The organism is Flavobacterium sp. ov086 (genome assembly GCF_900187965.1).
In the GTDB taxonomy this organism is placed as follows: domain Bacteria; phylum Bacteroidota; class Bacteroidia; order Flavobacteriales; family Flavobacteriaceae; genus Flavobacterium.
In genome coordinates this window covers 13,614-32,884 of sequence record NZ_FZNL01000022.1, presented here as the reverse complement: position 1 = coordinate 32,884, position 19,271 = coordinate 13,614, and the positions used below count along the sequence as shown (strand labels likewise).

Sequence of the window (19,271 nt, the reverse complement as noted above, 5' to 3'; positions counted from 1 at the left end):
ATTTCGAATTTAAGGAGAAATCACACTAGAAACTCCGAATTATATGTCGCCAATCTTTGTCGAACTTCTCGCGGAGATTCCTCGTGCCTCGGAATGACAAAAAATAAGAGTGAAACTTTGCGCCTTCGCGTCTTTGCGAGATTAAAATATTCAGTAAAGCCAAGAATGAGAATAAAAATTTTGCGTCTTAGTGCCTTCGTGGCGAATAACTACAAATCAAATTCATCACTAATAGACAAAGAATCCGCAGGAACTGCAGTTGAATCCGGAGCTTTAATGCGAATTAATGAACGCGCATTTCCGGAAATGTAAACAGGCAATTGACCAAGTGTATCTTCTGGAACTAATAGACCTCGGCGGAACATTAAGTTTCTTAGGAATTTTTGGTTTTTAACGGCGAAATCTTTAAGGTTTCCCTGATCGTTAAACTGATACATGAATTTTCTTGGCTTCGGAATAATGGTCGCTAAAAACAAACATTCATCAACATTTAAAGCCGAAGGGCTTTTTTGGAAATAAAAATGACTTGCTTCGCCAATTCCGTATACATTTGGTCCCCATTCTATAATGTTGAAATAAACTTCGAGCATTCTTTCTTTGCTAACAACGCGATTATTCTCAAGTATATAAACCAGTAGAATTTCTTCCAGCTTTCGCGAAAGCGTTTTTTCACGCGTCAGGAAAACATTTTTAATCAACTGCATACTAATTGTGCTGGCACCGCGAGAGAACTTTTTGGTTCTGATATTCTTTAAAATAGATTGCTTGAAAGCCTCATTTATAAAACCTCGGTGTGAGAAGAACGATGGATCTTCGGTCGTTAGAACACATTTTCTTAAATAAGGAGAAATTTGATCTAAAGGCGTGTAATTTGGATTTGCGTTGCCAACCAAAACAGGTCTTTGCAGTACATTTTGGATTATTGCACGATAAACAAATTCGCCGTTTAGTTTGTTAAGATCGGCTTCTCCATATTTTGTAATTTTTAAATCTTCTTTGTTCAGTTTACTGTCAAAAACTAAAGTATTTGGTTTGTTTTTATTGAATTTAAAATCCAGTTTATATTCAAAATTTCCGGTTGCTTCCATTCCCTGAAAATGGGTAAACAAACCATCAGGTAATGAAACAATAAAGTTTTGTGCCTGCATTTTTGGGATATTAACTCTCAAAGTATAAACCGTATCTTTTTCGGTATTATAAGATACATACGGATGCAGTTTTATTTTATTCAACTGCATTGTCGAAGTGCTGTCGATTGAGATAAAATCGTTTCCTAATAAAAAGCGGTAATCAAAACGAGCATTTTTAATGATAACATCTTTGCTCGCTATTTTTGGATGATTGATTTTTAGGTTTGTAATCGAAGTATAACCGTCAATATGTAATTCGCTTCCGTCTTTTTCTATGTTTTGAACATTTAAACGGATAGAGTCAAAGCTTGCTTTTAAGTTGTAACGTTCGTCTAAATATGGCACTCGAATTGCTCCGGTATCTAAATTAAAGAAACGAATATCGGCTTTTTTGTTTCTTGGATCGGCAAAACCTTTTATGTTCCAGCGCTGATCAAAATCTTTGCTTTGAACATGAAGATTGGTTTCTAGTTGTTTGTTGTCTAAAACAAGCTTATTTATTGCAATAGACGTTTTTTTGCCGTTATCATCAATTTTGAAATTTAGATTTTTTAGATCCATATCAGTCGGAACTAAATTCAGTAATTTTGAAATGATGCGATACGCAAAAGTGGCGTATTTTCTTTTTTCGTTTTTATCCGTATCTGATTTGTCTCTTTTTAAGAAAGCATCAAAATTTCGGATTTTTCCTTTTTTAACTAATTGAATGTATCCGTCGTTGACTCTTAAGGTTCCAACTTGAACGTCTCCAATTAATAAATTGGCTAAACTGATGCTGGTTTCGATTTTTTGAATGTGACAAAGTGTGTCTGCATTTTTAGGGACCAGAATAACATCGGTTAGTTTTATTCCTGATAAACCTTCGAATGAAGCAGATTTTACAGAAAATGTACTGTTATAATCAACAGCCATTTTGTGAGTGACTTTGGCAATAGCCTGTTTTAAAAGCGAATCACGAAAGTAGTAAAGCCCAATTAAAATCAGTACCAATATTACGGCGAGTATTTTTAATACTTTGAATATTTTTTGTTTTGGGAAATTTAGTTTAGGAAATTTCATAGAGTTGATTTCATAAAGTTTATGGAATACCACAAAGCTAATATTATTTTTTTGCCACGAATTTCACAAATTAGACACGAATTTTTATTTGTATTTAATGCGTATTTCATGTGTTCAAACAATATATAATTAGGGAAATTAGTGAAATTCGTGGCAAAAATCATCCAAAAAGAATACTGGCAACATCTTCAATTTTAGCAACAAGCTCAATTTTGATTCCAGTGTTTTTTAAGGCTATTTTATTGTACTTAGATACAAATATAGTGGTGAATCCTAATTTTTCGGCTTCTTGAATTCTTTGATCTACACGATTTACAGGTCGGATTTCTCCTGAAAGTCCAACTTCGCCCGCAAAACAAAAACCTTTTGTAACCGGAATGTCTTCGTTTGATGATAAAATCGCTGCAACAACCGCAAGGTCAATCGCAGGATCATCAACGGAAATTCCGCCGGTAACATTCAGGAAAACGTCTTTTGCGCCTAAACGGAAACCTGCTCTTTTTTCTAAAACAGCCAGAATCATGTTTAGCCTTTTGGCGTTGTAACCAGTCGTGCTGCGTTGCGGCGTTCCATAAACGGCTGTACTTACCAATGATTGTATTTCGATCATTAACGGACGCATGCCTTCCATAGTTGTGGCAATCGCAGTTCCCGACATTTCTTCGTCTTTGTGCGAAATCAATATTTCAGATGGATTGCTTACTTCGCGCAAACCGCTTCCTAGCATTTCATAGATTCCAAGTTCAGCAGTTGAGCCAAAACGGTTTTTTAGCGAACGCAAGATTCTGTAAACATGATTTCGATCGCCTTCAAATTGTAAAACTGTGTCGACCATATGCTCGAGGATTTTTGGTCCGGCAATGTTTCCGTCTTTTGTAATATGTCCAATTAATATAACCGGAATATTAGTTTCTTTAGCAAATTTTATAAGTTCGGCAGTAGTTTCTCTAATTTGAGAAATACTTCCTGCAGTAGATTCAATATAATCGGTGTGTAAAGTCTGAATGGAGTCAATGATTACAATTTCAGGCTGAATCGCTTCAATTTGTTTGAATATATTTTGTGTTTTGGTTTCCGTCAAAATATAGCAATTATCGCTATTTGGCGTTATTCTTTCGGCACGCATTTTTATTTGCTTCTGACTTTCTTCCCCAGAAACATAAAGCGTTTTATAGGGTAATTTTAATGATATTTGAAGTAAAAGCGTACTTTTTCCAATTCCCGGTTCACCACCCAAAAGTGTTAAAGATCCGGGAACAATTCCGCCACCCAAAACACGATTTAATTCGCCATCGGTTGTATCCATACGAACTTCCAATGCCGAATCGATTTCGTTTATTTTTAATGGGCGAGGTGCTTTACCACTTGGAGTTGGTTCGCTTTTCCAGGCTACTTTTTCCTGTTTCTGAATAATTTCTTCTGCAATAGTATTCCATTCTTTGCACGCATTACATTGCCCTTGCCATTTGGCATATTGGGTTCCGCAGTTTTGGCAAAAAAAGGAAGTTTTAACTTTTGACATTATTTAGTCTTTTTTGAAAGTGTATTCATCTCATCGATTTTCTCGTACATCAAATCTTTATTCAAATCACCAATAGGCTCCATTTGCGAAGCGTTTTGGTATTTTTTTGAAGCACGTTTAGGATCGCCCATTTTTTCATACATTAATCCCAACTCATATTCTCCCAACATAGCTTTTGGATAATTTACATTTCCAATTTCAGCCATTTTTCCTAATTCGTCGTAAGCATTTTTCTTTAAGATGATATTTTCGATTACTTTAAAATCACTCATTCTAACCGGAATCTGAACTCCAAGAACTTTAGACATCGTGTTGTATTTATTTTCTAAATAATCGGCATAACCAGTTTCAAGGATAGCAATCTTATCGTTGTATTCGGCAGAATTTATAGGTCTGTAAACGTCAAAAATCTGATATAACGCACTTGGGATAGAATGTAAAACTTCTGTATAATGTGTTGTTCCTTTAAAAACTTCGTATTTATAATTTACTAACGGATTATTTGCGATTTTAATATTGCTGTCTAATTTTTCGATTGGTTCTTTTATTTTCTTAATGTCGCCATCAGCAGCGGAAAGATAGTAGAAGAATGGTTGGGTTACTTTGGCAAATTTCTCGGGAATACGAACTTCCATTTTTGGGGCAAGTTCAGGACTCAAACAAATGTAAGCGTTAAAAAGAGGTTGTTCTTTATATAAATAGAAGTTGATAAAGCTTGCGGTAACATCATGACCGGCAATAACTCTGAAAGGGCTAGTACGGTATTTTTTTTCGATGTAAGGAACTAATTCAGCTCCAATAAATTCAAAAAACTTAGCTCCTTTTTCAAAAGGTAACCCTTCATTTTGGTCAATTGTAGTATCGTCGTAACGTTCCTCGTTTTTGTTTTGGTGAATACCAATAATAATCATCTCGGGTAAATCGTCCCAATAGTTTCCGTAACTTAAAGCTCCGGAAAAGGGATCGAATAAATAATCGCCATCTAATAAATAAAGAACAGGGTATTTTTTATTTGGATTAGACTCATAAGAAGCAGGAAGTCCGATGGTTATTCTTCTTTCTTCTCCAAGTTTCTCCGATTGAATGTTGTCGAATGTTTTCTGTGAGAAAGCAGAAATTGAAATTAAGATAAATAGTAAGTAAACTTTTTTCATGATTTGGGGCATTTCAGTGAATTAAAAAGTATTGAAATAGTGTAGCAATATAATACTTTATTTGCTTTTTTGTCAATGTGAAATTTTAAAAAAGAAAGAAGTTTCGCATCAATGCGAAAACCTGTGGAGAAACATAAAATATTTTGTATTGCTAATTGTTTTAAACGCAAAGTACACTAAATCTTTATTTAATAATATGTTTAAAAAGCACAAAGTTCGCAATCCCGATAGCTATCGGGATTGTATTGATTCTGGCTTTGCGAACTTTGTGTTTACTAAGCGCTATATGATGCAAAAAAAAACTTTGTGTTCTTTGCTGTAAAATTTATCCAAAGTGTAAGGATAAAATTGTTTTTACTTTTAGGCAAAAAAAGACTCGTTTGTTCAAAAATAATTTTGACAAATAAATAGTAAGATAAAGTGTAAAAGAAAAATTTAGGTTAGCGAATTATCGTTTTCATTAGGGAAAATGATCCATGGTTTGAAGGTTTTAGCTTCTTCAAATTCCAGGGTTGCATAGGATATAATGATGATAATATCGTCTTTTTGAACTTTTCTGGCTGCAGGACCATTTAGTGTGATCTCACCTGAATTTTTTTCTCCTTTAATGGCATAAGTTTCGAAACGTTCTCCATTATTGATGTTTACAATAGCTACTTTCTCACCTTCAATAATGTTTGAGGCTTCCAGTAATGTTTCGTCGATAGTAATACTGCCAATATAATTTAAATCAGCGCCAGTTACTTTTACACGATGAATTTTTGATTTTATAACTTGAATTTGCATGGTGCAAAGGTAAATTAATTTAATGAAATGGTGTCAATCAACCTTATAGAATTAACAAATACCGCTATAAATGCACGGTAGTTTTTGTCTTTACTTTTATGATCTATAGGTAATAATGTGGATTCGTCAGCAATTACAAAATATTCGAGGTCAAACCTTTCGTTGTCTTTGAAAGAATTTTCAACGAATTTGATGGTTTCTTCGGGAGTATTGGTCTGGAATATCTCTTTGGCTTCTGTTAAAATTTTATAAATAATAGAAGCTTCTTTTCGTTCTTCGGGAGTTAAACGCTCATTTCTGGAGCTCATTGCCAGTTGATTTTCTTCTCTAAAAATTGGACAACCAACAACATTTACAGGTAAATGGTTCTTTTCGACCATTTTTTTGACAATCTGTAATTGCTGAAAATCTTTTTCTCCAAAATAAGCATTTGTTGGCGTTACAATTTCAAATAGTCTTTTTACGATCGTACCAACACCATTAAAATGTCCAGGTCTGAATTTTCCCTCCATCTGATTTTCTAATCCGTCGAAGTCAAAAGATTGCGAAATTGTATGTCCTTCATAAATATCATCTACAGAAGGAGCGTATAAAATTATTTTGTCACTTAATCCTCGCATTTTTTTTACGTCTTCTTCAAGTGTTCTTGGGTATTTTTCGAGATCTTCGGGATTGTTGAATTGGGTTGGATTAACAAAAATGCTCACAACCGTGTCGTCATTTTCTTTCAGTGATCTTTGCATCAAAGCCAAATGCCCTTGGTGTAAAGCGCCCATTGTTGGTACAAATCCGATGGTTGAATTTGCGGTTTTGATAGTTTTTAAATAAGCTATCAAAGCTACTTTACCGTAGAAAATATGCATGCCAGTATTATTAAAATTTAGTGCAAACATAATATATTAGTTATAAACTGCATAAATTTTTGTAATTTTGCAACGTTTTTATTACCAAAAATTAAGTAAAATACTATTATGAAAGATAAGAGGATATTATATGTATCATCTGAAGTCGTGCCTTATTTGGCTGAAAATGAGGTTTCTTTAATGTCTTATGACGTTCCAAAAATGATTAACGATCAAGGAGGTCAGATAAGAATTTTCATGCCAAGATATGGAAATATCAACGAAAGAAGACACCAATTGCATGAAGTTATTAGACTTTCAGGAATGAATTTGGTAGTGAATGACTTAGATATGCCATTGATTATTAAGGTAGCTTCGATTCCCAAAGAGAGAATTCAGGTTTATTTTATCGATAATGATGAATATTTTAAGCGTAAAGCAACTTTTGCTGACGAAGAAGGTGTTTTATATCCCGACAATGACGAGAGAGCAATATTTTTTGCCAAAGGAGTTGTTGAGACGGTAAAAAAATTGAATTGGGTTCCGGATATTATCCATGTTCACGGTTGGTTGGCAGCGATGTTACCAATATACATGAAGCATTACTACAAAAACGAAGCTTTATTTTCTGAAACTAAGATTGTAACCTCTGTTTATGGGCAGTCTTTTGATGAAAATTTAGATCTGGAAATGATAAACAAGGTGAAATTTGACGGCGTTCCACACGAATCTATTGCTGATTTAGAAACACCAAATTACGAAAACATCCTAAAGGCTAGCATCTTACATTCAGACGCTGTGATTATAGCATCTGAAAATGTATCTCCAAGTTTAACAAAATTTATAGAATCTTCAGGAAAACCTTTTTTACCTTTCGCCTCGAAAGATGCATTCGCTGAAGCGTATACAAATTTCTATAAAACGATGGGCCTTTAAAAATTAACATTATTATTAAACATGTATAATACTTCTTTTATTAAGAAAATTCTATTAGTTGCAACTGTTGTTCTTTTGTATTCGTGCGATAAAGATTTTAACGAGATTGGTGAGGGATTAATTGGTGATAATCATTTTGATTTAGTTCCGGAGCAATATGGTGTTACGGCATTTAACCAGGAGGTAACTCCGGTGCAGTCAAACGGATTGCCATTTTATGGTTTAGGGATTTATGATAACCCTGTTTTTGGTGAAACTACTGCAAATTTTGTTTGCCAGGTTGGATTGTCAGAATATAAGCCAACTATTGGTGAAAATCCTGTTATACAAAGTGTAGTACTTACAGTACCTTATTTTAGTCACGCCACTGCCATTGATCCAAAAGGAGGGAATACTTATGTGTTGGATTCTATTTATGGTCCAAAAGATGGAAAGATTAAACTAAGTGTTTATGAATCCGGAGCGCAAATGTACAGTAGTTATTATGATAATACTGGTTCACTATTTGGAAAATTATATTATAGTGATCAGGATACAAATACTCCTCCTCAAAAAGATGAGGTAAATTTTAGTACTGCCAAAATTGGAGTTCCATTAAATGATGCTAAAGATCCAGACAGTTCTCCAACTAAAGGAACGCAGAATGATAATTTCTTTTTTAGTGCTGCACAAACAGTAATTCAAACTCCAGTAGACGCTAATGCTAATCCGGTAGTATATACAACAACTTATGCTGCTCCACAAATGCAATTGGATTTGAATAAAGCTTTTTTTCAGGCTAAGATTTTAAATGCTCCAGCAGAAAAGCTATCGTCTCAAGATGTTTTTCAATCCTATTTTAAAGGGTTGTATTTTCAGGTTGAAAAAGCAGCAGACGGTAGTGTGTCAAACATGGCAATGTTAGATTTTTTGAAGGCTAGCGGTCCGGCGAAAATTACAATTAAGTACAAAGCAAAAACGGCTATTACAACTGATGGTGAAACAACAGAAGATAAGGTCTTAACGATCAATTTGACTGGTGCCGCAACAAGTTTATTGAAAGATGCTAAGGATTCTAATTATGCAACTGCATTAACTAACAGAAATAAAGATACCGGTGATGACAGACTTTATCTTAAAGGTGGTCAGGGATCAGTGGCAGTTATTAATCTTTTTAATAAAACGGATCTTATAGGATATGATAGCGACAATAAATTAGTAAATCAGCCTAATGGTGTTTCAGACGAGTTAGACGAAATCAGACATAACGTTATAGTTAAAAAATGGTTGGTTAACGAGGCTAATTTAGTTTTTTATATTGATGCAGCTAAGATGGCTCCGGTAAATAAAAATGAACAAGTAAATCGAATCTATTTATACGATCTGGACAACAATACAATTATCGCTGATTATGTTGATAATAGTACTAATGCTTTAAATGCAAAACAAAACAGAGCCGTTTTTGGAGGGATCATAACTGTTGATGCAACTACAAAACGAGGAATAAGTTATAAAGTTCGAATTACCAAACATATCAGAAATCTTATAAAAGATTCGACTGTAAAAAATATTAGGTTAGGTCTGGCGGTAACAGAAGGAATTGATGTTATTGCTTCGAATAAGCTAAGATTGAAAAATGATGTTATTTCAGAAGCGCCAAGAGGTTCAGTTATGGGGCCTTTGGGAACAGTATTATATGGTAATAATGTTTCTGCGGGTGATGCTGACAAGAAATTAAAACTTCAGATTTACTACACGAAACCAAATTAATAAATATATATGTGTGGAATTGTTGGATATATCGGTCATAGAGAGGCGTATCCTATTATTATTAAAGGATTAAAACGGCTCGAATACAGAGGATATGATAGTGCTGGTGTTATGTTGTATAATGACCAGGACGGAATAAAACTTTGTAAAACAAAAGGTAAGGTTTCAGATCTTGAAGCTAAAGCAAAAGATAATTTTACGACAAACGGTAGTATAGGAATTGGGCATACACGTTGGGCTACACATGGAGTTCCAAATGATGTAAACTCTCATCCGCATCTTTCGAATTCTGGCGAGTTGGTTATTATTCACAATGGAATCATTGAGAATTATGCGCCGCTTAAAGAAGAATTGATCAAAAGAGGTTATACTTTTAAATCGGATACAGATACAGAAGTTTTAATAAACTTAATAGAAGAAGTTCAGAAAAACGAAAATCTAAAATTAGGTAAAGCGGTTCAGGTTGCTTTAAATCAGGTTGTAGGAGCTTATGCTATTGCAGTTTTTGATAAAAAGAATCCAAACGAAATCGTTGCTGCAAGATTAGGAAGTCCGTTGGCAATTGGTGTTGGAGAAGGAGAGTTTTTTATCGCTTCTGATGCTTCGCCGTTTATTGAATATACTTCGAATGCTATTTATCTTGAAGATGGTGAAATGGCAAATATCAGATTGCACAAACCTCTTAAGGTTCGTAAAATAAAAGACGATTCATTAGTAGATCCTTATATTCAGCAGCTTCAAATGAATTTGGAGCAAATTGAAAAAGGAGGATATGATCACTTCATGCTTAAAGAAATCTATGAGCAGCCAAGTGTAATCAAAGATACTTACAGAGGAAGACTTCATGCAAATGAAGGAATTGTACAAATGGCAGGTGTTGAGGATAATCTTGAAAAATTTCTGAATGCTAAACGAATTCTAATCGTAGCTTGTGGTACTTCATGGCACGCAGGATTGGTAGCAGAGTATATTTTTGAAGAGTTTACCCGTATTCCTGTTGAAGTAGAATATGCTTCTGAGTTTAGATACAGAAACCCAATTATCAATAAAGACGACGTTGTTATTGCGATCTCTCAATCTGGAGAAACGGCAGATACAATGGCGGCTATTAAATTGGCAAAAGAAAACGGAGCTTTCGTTTTTGGAGTTTGTAATGTGGTAGGTTCTTCTATTTCAAGAGAAAGTCATGCTGGTGCTTATACACACGCAGGACCTGAAATTGGAGTAGCTTCGACTAAAGCTTTTACAACTCAAATTACAGTTCTAACGATGATTGCTTTACGTTTAGGAAAAGCGAAAGGAACATTGTCAAATTCTGATTTTCATGCCTACTTACAAGAATTAGAGATAATTCCTGAAAAAGTTGCTGAAGCATTAGAGACAAACGAGAGAGCAAAAGAGATTGCTGCAGCTTTTAAAGATGCTCCAAACTGTTTGTACTTAGGTCGTGGATATAACTTCCCGGTGGCATTAGAAGGTGCTCTTAAACTTAAAGAGATCTCTTATATTCATGCCGAAGGTTATCCTGCTGCTGAGATGAAACATGGTCCTATTGCGCTTATTGACGAGCATATGCCGGTTATTGTAATTGCACCTAAACAAGGTCATTATGATAAAATTGTAAGTAACATTCAGGAGATAAAATCCAGAAGCGGTAAAATTATCGCTGTAGTTACAAAAGGGGATACACAAGTTCGTGAATTAGCAGATTATGTAATCGAAATTCCTGAAACTTCAGATGCTTTATCTCCGTTGATTACTACAATTCCTCTGCAATTACTGTCTTATCATATTGCAGTAATGAGAGGTTGTAATGTAGATCAGCCACGTAACTTAGCAAAATCTGTTACTGTAGAGTAATATATTAAAATACTTAGATATTTAAAAAGCGAGACTTAGGTCTCGCTTTTTTTATGCACTTTTCTTTTATTTAACAAATTTTTATGTAAGACTTGATTTATAATTATATATTTGTAAGAAATGTATTAAAATAAAGCCTTATGAAAAAATATCTGCCTTTTATCTTCCTTTTATTTCCTGTGCTGGCTAGTGCACAAACTAAACTTACCTTTAGTTATGATGCTGCAGGAAACCAAATTTTAAGAGAATTGTGTTTATCTGGCTGTTCTCCAACTGCAAAACCTGCAAAAGAGGTAAAAGAAATCGAAGCCATTACAAAAGATGATTTATTAAAATTTTCTCCACAAGATGTGATCTCCTATTATCCAAATCCCGTAAAAGAAGAATTGTATTTGCAATGGCAATTGGCAAACGATAATCATGTCACTTCGATTATGGTGTATTCCGTAACAGGACAAATGCTGCAAATGTATCAAGTCAATGAGAGGACTGATAGTCTAAATATCCCTTTTCAGCCTTATTCGACAGGAGTATATCTTGTTTTGCTTTCGTACAAAGACGGAGGAGAAAAATCTATTAAAATCATTAAACAATAATTGGCTATGAAGAATATTTACTTAACCCTGGTTTTTTTATTGTTTGGTTTTTTAGGTTTTGGGCAGTCGACAGAGGTTGGTGTTACAGAAGGACAATTATCAGTTTCTTTATCGGGAGGAGCTAATTATACAATTCCTATAGCAGTTCCTCCAGGAATCAATGGCGTAGTACCACAAATAAGTTTAGCATACAATAGCCAGGGCTCTAATGGTATTGGTGGTTTCGGCTGGAATATTTCAGGTGTCTCAGCAATTTCCAGAATTCCGGCAACTAAATTTCATGATGGATTAATTGATGGGGTAGATTTTAATAGTTTAGACCGTTTTGCACTAGATGGACAAAGATTGATCGTGAAAAACGGAACAAATGGAGTTTATGGGGCTGACAAAACTGTTTATGAAACGGAAAGTTTCTCAAATATAAAGATAACATCTTTTGGTGTAAACCCAATTGGAGTAAAGTATGGTCCTGCCTATTTTTTAGTAGAATACCCGGACGGTTCAAAAGCATATTATGGGAATTCTACAGACTCACGTTCTGTAACAGATTGGGCAATCACCTATTGGGAGAATCCACAAGGTATAAGAATTAGTTACTCTTATGCTTTGGCTAATAATATGCTGGATATAGCTTCTATAAAATATGGGAGTTTAACTACCCAAACACCAATTAACGAAATTAAGTTTAAATACGGCATTAGAAAACGTGTTGAACAAGCTTATATAGGAGGTTTGAGTGTTATTAGAAATACACTACTTAAAGAAATTAATGTAGTTGGGAATGGTATAGGGTTTAGAAATTATGTTTTGAAGCAAGAAGAAACTTCGTTAGGATATGACCGTTTAATTACTATTACAGAAAAAAATGGTGACAATTCTAAGAGTTACAATCCTACTACATTTAATTATGATACTACTGTTAGTGATACCCCCTTAAAAGTGAATGTTCCTGCTACACTTGGGATTTCAGGGATAAATTACATAAATACGGATTATATATCTGGTGATTTTAATGATGATGGGAAAACGGATATTATTTTATATTCAAAGGTTACTGGGTTAAAAGATAATTTTAGATTGTTTTCTAATATACTTTCTGGAAAACTTAATACTGGAAAACTGGAAAACGTTGGAGCTTTTGAGGATATTTTCCCTGCTGTTTTTTTAAGTTCTGATAGTAAAATGTTACCGCAAGGTTGGGCAATATTAAAAAAAACAGATACAAATTGTACTATTTCAATGTATGGTTTAGGATCAACTTCAGCCACTTTTAAACATTACGAAAAACAATATAATTTTAGTAAAACAGTAACAAAAGCTTCCAACTGGTCTTATTGTGATCCTAAAGAATACAATGGTTTAGTGCTGGAAAATATCCCTATAGAATATTTGAAAGGAGATTTTAATGGAGATGGATTGACTGATGTTATTGCCATAGAGAAAAGTTTTTACTATGATATGAGGGTTTGCAATTTTGGAAATAAAACAACTGAGTATCAAAGGCCTTTATATCAGGGGGGAAAGGCTTACTTTTTTAATTTAGACAGACGTATTACTACAAATGAACCTGAGAATATAGGTAGCATTATAAATAATGATACTGCTGTTAAAAAATATTTTGTTGCCGATTTTGACGGAGATGGCAAATCTGATATTTATGTATTTGAAACTAATTTTATAAAGGTATATACTTTAAATAAAGATAACAAATTGGTTTTATTATATGAGAACACAGTTGCTGATCCAGGTATTGCTCTTGATAGACAAATTTTGTTTGGGGACTTTAATGGTGATGGTAAAACTGATTTTGTGATACCAAATGAATTAAACAAAGATAGTTGGAATTTTTATCTTGCAACAGGAACGTCATTTAATAAAACAAATACAGCTATTGGATTAACATATAAGCTAGGAGATTATGCTTATTTTCAAGATGTAGATGCGCAAGGAGGCAAGAGATATCCCTATTGTTTAAATGAAAGAAGTTTTATTGCTAATGATTACAACGGTGACGGTAAAACTGATATATTGTATGTGCAAAATCTTACTACAGCTCAGAAGTACGATTATAAAGCAATTGGAGAGCCTGTTTATTCCTTGTTATCATTGTATGAAAATAAATCAGTAACAAATAATACTGTTAGTTTTCAGTTGCTTACTAGTGAAATTCAGGTTACGGGAATAAAAAGAAATCCAATTCCTGTATTCACCAACCATAATCAAATAAATCACAATTTAGAGTTTAGTTTAATAAATGATAATGCTATACTCACTTTTAATAGTCCTAAAGATAATCGTGAAGATGTACTATTAAAAGGAATTACAAATGGCAATGGAGTTAAGGAAACAATAACGTACAAACCTCTGCAACAAGATCCTTACGAACCAATATATACGCCAACTGAACTAACAGAAACTTATCCTAATATTGATATTGTAGTAGCTTCCGGTTTTAAAATTGTTTCATTTCTTGAAAAACAAAGTAAAGATGTAAATAAAAAGCAGCAATTCTTGTATTCAGGAGCTGTTTCTAATACCGAAGGTTTAGGGTTTTTAGGTTTTAGATCAACAGTAAGAACCAATTGGTACGATGATGACAGTCAGGAAATTTCGACTATTTCAAAGAATGATATTGCTTTAAGAGGTGCAAATACCGAAAACTACACCGTATTGGGCCTTGGTAGACCTTTGAGATCAGGTCCTGGTCAAACCGCAAATACAATTGTAAAAGAAGGTTCTTATACCGTATCAGGAACAGATAATTTAATAGCGACAGAAAGCATTACCTTAAAACCTGACACTTGGATAAAACCGGGAAGTACATTTTCGGCAAAAATAAATGAAGACGCTAATGTTAATTCGCCCAATACACCTTCTAGTTTTATAGCAAAATCATTGTTAAACTATGAAAGCGAACTTTTGCCGAATAAAGTGTTTAAAATAAAAAACACAACAACTAAACAATTTAATGGTTTAGACGACACAAGCTCAGAAACCAGGGTTGTTTATGATCAGAATAATAATCCTTTAAAATCGACTACTTATTTAAAAGAATCTGGAGCTACGATTCAAACAACGGTTTCAGATGTAGCATATAATGCGTCTACAGTTTCGCCTTATATAATAGGAAGACCTAAAAGTAAAAACCAAAGTGTTACAGTTTCTGGTGATGTAATGACATCTGAAGAATTGTATTTTTATCAAAACAGTTTATTGACTCAAATCAAGAAAAAAGGAACCAATACAGATTATATTACTGAAGACAATGGATATGATGCCTTTGGTAACATTACGAAGAAAACAATAACTGCATCTGGGCTAACCCCAAGGGTTACAAGTTATGAATATGATTCCTCAGGGCGATTTTTGACAAAAAGTACCGATATCGAAAAGTTGTCTACATCATTTGTTTATAATCCGGATAGTACATTAAAATCTGAAACCAATCCTTATGGATTAACAACTTCTTATCTATATGATTCGTGGTTCAAGAAAACAACCACCACAGATTATCTGGGCAAAAAGAATAGTTATGCTTATGCACGTAGTGGTCAAAAAACAATTGTTACATCAACAGCAGATGACGGAAGTGTAAGCGAGGAAACATTTGACGATTTAGGGCGAAAAGTAAAAGAGGGAAGTAAAAACATAATGGGGACTTTCTCTTATGTTGATTACTTGTATGATATTCAGAATCGCAATTATAAAGTAAGTGAACCGTATTTTGGATCAGCAGGAACGCAGTGGAATGAAACCAAGTATGATATTTATGGAAGGGTAATTAAAAATATTGCTGCTACAGGAAAAACAACTGATATTACTTATTCTGGATTATCGACAACGGTAAACGATGGTACAAAATCAAAAAAGTCAGTTAAAAACGCCATAGGAAACGTTATGTCTATGACAGATACTCCGGGTGGTACAATTAAATACACCTATTTTGCCAATGGAAGCTTAAAAGAATCAGATTATGCAGGCGTAAAAACCACGATTAAACAGGATGGTTGGGGCAGAAAAATAGAATTAAATGATTCGTCTGCTGGAATATATAAATATAGTTATAATGGGTTTGGAGAAACGACAAGCACAACTACACCTAACGGAACTACAACATATACATTAGATCCCCTAGTTGGTAAAGTAACTCAAAAAACTATTAAAGGCATTAATACAGATTCACAAACAACCTATAAATATGATTCGTTAAGCAAGTTGTTGATTAGTAGTGAGTTTACTGATGTAGCAAACGGATCAAAGAAAACCCTCAATACAATTACTTACGATGATTCAAAAAGAATAAGTACGACGATAGAAGCTACACCGTATGCCACATTTACAAAAGAATTTAAATATGATGATTTTGGAAGAGTTTTTACTGAAACCTCTATTGCGCAAGCAGGAGGGAAATCGAGTTCGAAAACTATTAAAAATAAGTATTTAAACGGATCGCACTGGCAAATAACAGATAACAATACAGGTGCTATATTGTGGCAAACCAATACCGTAAATGCAAGAGGGCAGCTTACCAACGCACAAAATGGGCCAACGACCGTAACAAATAATTATGATAACTATGGTTTTGCTTCTCAGCTTAAATATGACAAAACCTCAGGATCAGTAAACCTCTTGACTTTAAATACTGTTTTTGATGTCAAAAAAGGCAATCTGACAAGCAGAACAAACAGTTTGTTTAATCGAAATGAAAGTTTTAAATACGATACACAAGATCGTCTGACAGAATTTACAAATGCGAAAGGTTTGCAGGAAAAGCAAATTTATGATGATCAGGGTAGAATTATAGAAAACGATTTAGGAACCTATGCGTATGCAAAAGACAAGCCTTATCAAAACGAATCTATAACAGTTACACCTGAAGCTTTAAACTATTATACAGCAAAGCCAACACAGATCATAACATACAATGTATTTAAAAGTCCTGTATTAATTGATGAAAAAGGTATTGACAAAATTAGTTTTACGTACAATGACGGCAATGATCGTAGTGCCATGTTTTATGGAGGTCTGCAGGATGAAAAATTAGACAGACCGTTACGCAAATACTATTCTGCCGATGGCAGTATGGAGATAAAGGAAAATCAAACAACAAAGGCATTTGAGTTTATAACTTATATTGGCGGCGATGGATACTCTGCACCAATTGTAGTAAAAAGCAACGGAACAACACAAGAATATTTATATTTACAACGAGATTACCAAGGTAGTATTTTAGCAATTACAAATGCCAGCGGAGCAGTTATTGAGAAACGATTGTTTGATGCCTGGGGAGCTATTGTAAGTGTAAAAGACGGAGCAGGCAATGTGCTTGCAGGCTTAACGATCTTAGATCGAGGTTATACAGGTCATGAACATTTGCAAAGTGTAGGACTCATCAATATGAACGGCCGTATTTATGACCCTAAACTGCATCGTTTTTTACAGCCGGATAATAACATTCAGGATCCTTCAAATACTCAAAATTTTAATCGTTATGCATATTGCTATAATAACCCTCTAAAGTACACAGACCCTAGTGGTGAGTTTGTCTGGGCTCCAATACTTGTTGGTGCTTTAATAGGGGCAATAATTGGAGGAACAAGTTATGTAGTTCAAGCAGCTATGACAGGAAATTGGAATTGGGGACAGTTTGGAGTTTCAATATTTGGCGGTGCTGTTATTGGAGGAATAAGTGGAGGACTTAATCCTGCAAGTTTAATGGGAAGTTCAGTCGGAGGTGCAATAGGTACAGGTTTTGTAGCTGCTTTTCTCCCAGCTTATGGTGTAAAAGTTGGAGATTGGAGTTTTAATATATCACCAGCAATTGCGTTTGGGAATGTTTCAGGAATTGGAGCAAGTATATCTGCAACTTATAATAGTGGCGATTTTAGTTTTTCTGCGGGAGTTGGTATTATGAGTAATAGCAATTATAATGGTTTTGGTAAAAACGGTTTAGAAATTAGAAAATCTATTCTAGCAGCTTATGATGATGGTAAAACAGGGGTTTCGTTAGGTAGTAATATTTGGAGTGGAGATTTTAAACAACAAACAGGCTCTTTAGGTTTGCATTCTGGTGATTTTAGAGCAATGTATGAAAATGATGGTAGTATTGGTCCAGGCGGTGACGGAGGAGATAAATATCGGACAGCAGCACTTAATTTATCTATAGGAAAATTCAATTTTGGATTTAGTTTATTTACAGGAAATAGAGATTATGATAATGAACAAGGCAGTATTGGCTCACATAGAGATCCTTTACAAATTGATAATTATGGGCGTAGAATGCCCAATGGCTTTGCCTTAGAAAGAGGAACAAAATATAGAATGGGTACTTTAACAGCAGGGTACGAAGGATATAGAATAGGTGTGAATAGTGAGCATATTCGACATGCGATACAAGATCAAGCAATTCACAATTTACGAATACCTTGGTTTAAAGGTAAATCAGTTTTTGACAAGAGACAAATGGGATTTGAAAATCAATCATGGGATTGGAAAGGTTATTTCCAATACAAATCATCTAATATATTTACATCATGGTAAAGAAGATAATTGTAAATTTTAGTATAATAATTTTATTTAGTAGTTGTTGCTATAATGGGATGGTTTCTGAATTTGGTTTGCCAAGAAGAAAAATAAATAAACTAAAACCTTTTAAGACATATGGTATAATAGACACACTTGCATTGTACAAATTATCAATTAATTTTAGTACTAATAACATATCAAACGAATATGTTTATTTTGAAAAAGAGAATAATAATTCTTATCCTTATACCAGTTATATGAAGTTTTATCCTAATGGAAAGTTAGGGCTTTTTATTATTCTCAAAAGAGATACTTTAAGTTTGGAGCGTTCCTTTTTTGATCCGAGACGTGCTAAAATGGGATATTATTGGGTTGAGGATAGTGTCATAAGAACAAAGATATCTACTATAGGCGATTGCTCTTTATATATTAGTAATAAAAAAGGTGTCGTAATTGGTGATACAATTAAATTAGAAAATCATTACAGATATGGAGAAATTTTCATAAAAAAAAGAATGACTAAAGAATCTTTAGAAAATTGGGAACCTGATTGGTAATTAAACCTTAAAATAAAAAAAATGAAATTAATTATTGATAGAACAATGTTTTGGTTTAATTACCCAGAAGATATGCTTAAATTAAATAATAAATTTTCTTTTGAAGGGAATTTATTAAATAGACTTTTGAGTGAAAAATATAATGGAAAAAAAATAAAATTTCTTAATATCGAATTTTATGAGAGTTCCGAAAAGCTTTTGAAAGCTTACGGCAAAGATTATTTTTTACACTATTACGGAGGACAATTTACTTATAAAAAAGTAATAGATTTCAATCATTTTTTAGCGTTAAATTTTCAGGGACAAAAAACATTTATCTGGAAGGAAGGGTATGATATGCTTCAATTTGCTGGAAAAGAACTTAAAAATGAAAGTTTGTTAATTTCGAGTGAATATGCTTATCATAAAGGACTGGAGATGGGACTAAATGCAGATTACAGAATGATAGATGCAGATGTTGTTTTGTTTGAAGAAAATTATAAAGCCCCGCTCCCGCACGAATCCTTTCGTGTGGCATTGGTCAAGTAGCAACAATGAATTCTAAATTCTAGAAAG

The 19,271-nt window shown here is 33.8% G+C and carries 12 protein-coding genes; 7 read left to right on the top strand and 5 right to left on the bottom strand.

Annotated features, from left to right (window positions below; translation table 11 throughout):
• Positions 1–209: 209 nt before the first annotated feature.
• From CHB81_RS20575 to panC, 5 genes are all read right to left on the bottom strand, one after another.
• The gene (locus CHB81_RS20575) at positions 210–2,189 is read right to left on the bottom strand and encodes a transglycosylase domain-containing protein (RefSeq protein ID WP_089353717.1); all 1,980 of its coding nucleotides are present in this window, start codon (positions 2,187–2,189) and stop codon (positions 210–212) included.
• Between the two features lie 160 nt (positions 2,190–2,349).
• Complete coding sequence (gene radA, locus CHB81_RS20570) at positions 2,350–3,711, bottom strand: DNA repair protein RadA (RefSeq protein ID WP_089353716.1); 1,362 nt, start codon at positions 3,709–3,711, stop codon at positions 2,350–2,352.
• Positions 3,711–4,865, bottom strand: a complete 1,155-nt coding sequence (locus CHB81_RS20565) for an alpha/beta hydrolase (RefSeq protein WP_089353715.1) — start codon at positions 4,863–4,865, stop codon at positions 3,711–3,713. The genes radA and CHB81_RS20565 overlap by 1 nt, the downstream gene beginning before the upstream one ends.
• A 435-nt stretch (positions 4,866–5,300) precedes the next feature.
• The gene (panD, locus tag CHB81_RS20560) at positions 5,301–5,651 is read right to left on the bottom strand and encodes an aspartate 1-decarboxylase (protein WP_017495920.1); all 351 of its coding nucleotides are present in this window, start codon (positions 5,649–5,651) and stop codon (positions 5,301–5,303) included.
• 14 nt (positions 5,652–5,665) lie between these two features.
• The gene (gene panC / locus CHB81_RS20555; RefSeq protein WP_089353714.1) at positions 5,666–6,544 is read right to left on the bottom strand and encodes a pantoate--beta-alanine ligase; all 879 of its coding nucleotides are present in this window, start codon (positions 6,542–6,544) and stop codon (positions 5,666–5,668) included.
• Positions 6,545–6,622: 78 nt separating this feature from the next.
• On the opposite strand from panC, the gene CHB81_RS20550 reads away from it, so the two are divergent.
• From CHB81_RS20550 to CHB81_RS20520, 7 genes are all read left to right on the top strand, one after another.
• Positions 6,623–7,429, top strand: coding sequence for a glycogen/starch synthase (locus CHB81_RS20550; protein ID WP_089353713.1), 807 nt, complete (start codon positions 6,623–6,625; stop codon positions 7,427–7,429).
• A gap of 21 nt (positions 7,430–7,450) precedes the next feature.
• Positions 7,451–9,178: a DUF4270 domain-containing protein gene (locus tag CHB81_RS20545; RefSeq protein WP_089353712.1), complete on the top strand. Its 1,728-nt coding sequence runs from the start codon at positions 7,451–7,453 to the stop codon at positions 9,176–9,178.
• 9 nt (positions 9,179–9,187) lie between these two features.
• On the top strand, positions 9,188–11,038 hold the full coding sequence (glmS, locus tag CHB81_RS20540; RefSeq protein WP_089353711.1) for a glutamine--fructose-6-phosphate transaminase (isomerizing): 1,851 nt from the start codon (positions 9,188–9,190) through the stop codon (positions 11,036–11,038).
• Positions 11,039–11,178: 140 nt separating this feature from the next.
• Positions 11,179–11,634 (top strand): T9SS type A sorting domain-containing protein, encoded by a 456-nt coding sequence (locus tag CHB81_RS20535; RefSeq protein ID WP_089353710.1) that lies wholly within the window; start codon positions 11,179–11,181, stop codon positions 11,632–11,634.
• A 6-nt stretch (positions 11,635–11,640) separates the two neighbouring features.
• On the top strand, positions 11,641–18,174 hold the full coding sequence (locus CHB81_RS20530; protein WP_089353709.1) for a polymorphic toxin type 23 domain-containing protein: 6,534 nt from the start codon (positions 11,641–11,643) through the stop codon (positions 18,172–18,174).
• On the top strand, positions 18,168–18,716 hold the full coding sequence (locus tag CHB81_RS20525) for a hypothetical protein (protein WP_254921201.1): 549 nt from the start codon (positions 18,168–18,170) through the stop codon (positions 18,714–18,716). Before CHB81_RS20530 ends, CHB81_RS20525 begins: the two co-directional genes overlap by 7 nt.
• A 21-nt stretch (positions 18,717–18,737) precedes the next feature.
• The gene (locus tag CHB81_RS20520; protein ID WP_089353708.1) at positions 18,738–19,244 is read left to right on the top strand and encodes a hypothetical protein; all 507 of its coding nucleotides are present in this window, start codon (positions 18,738–18,740) and stop codon (positions 19,242–19,244) included.
• Positions 19,245–19,271: the final 27 nt, after the last annotated feature.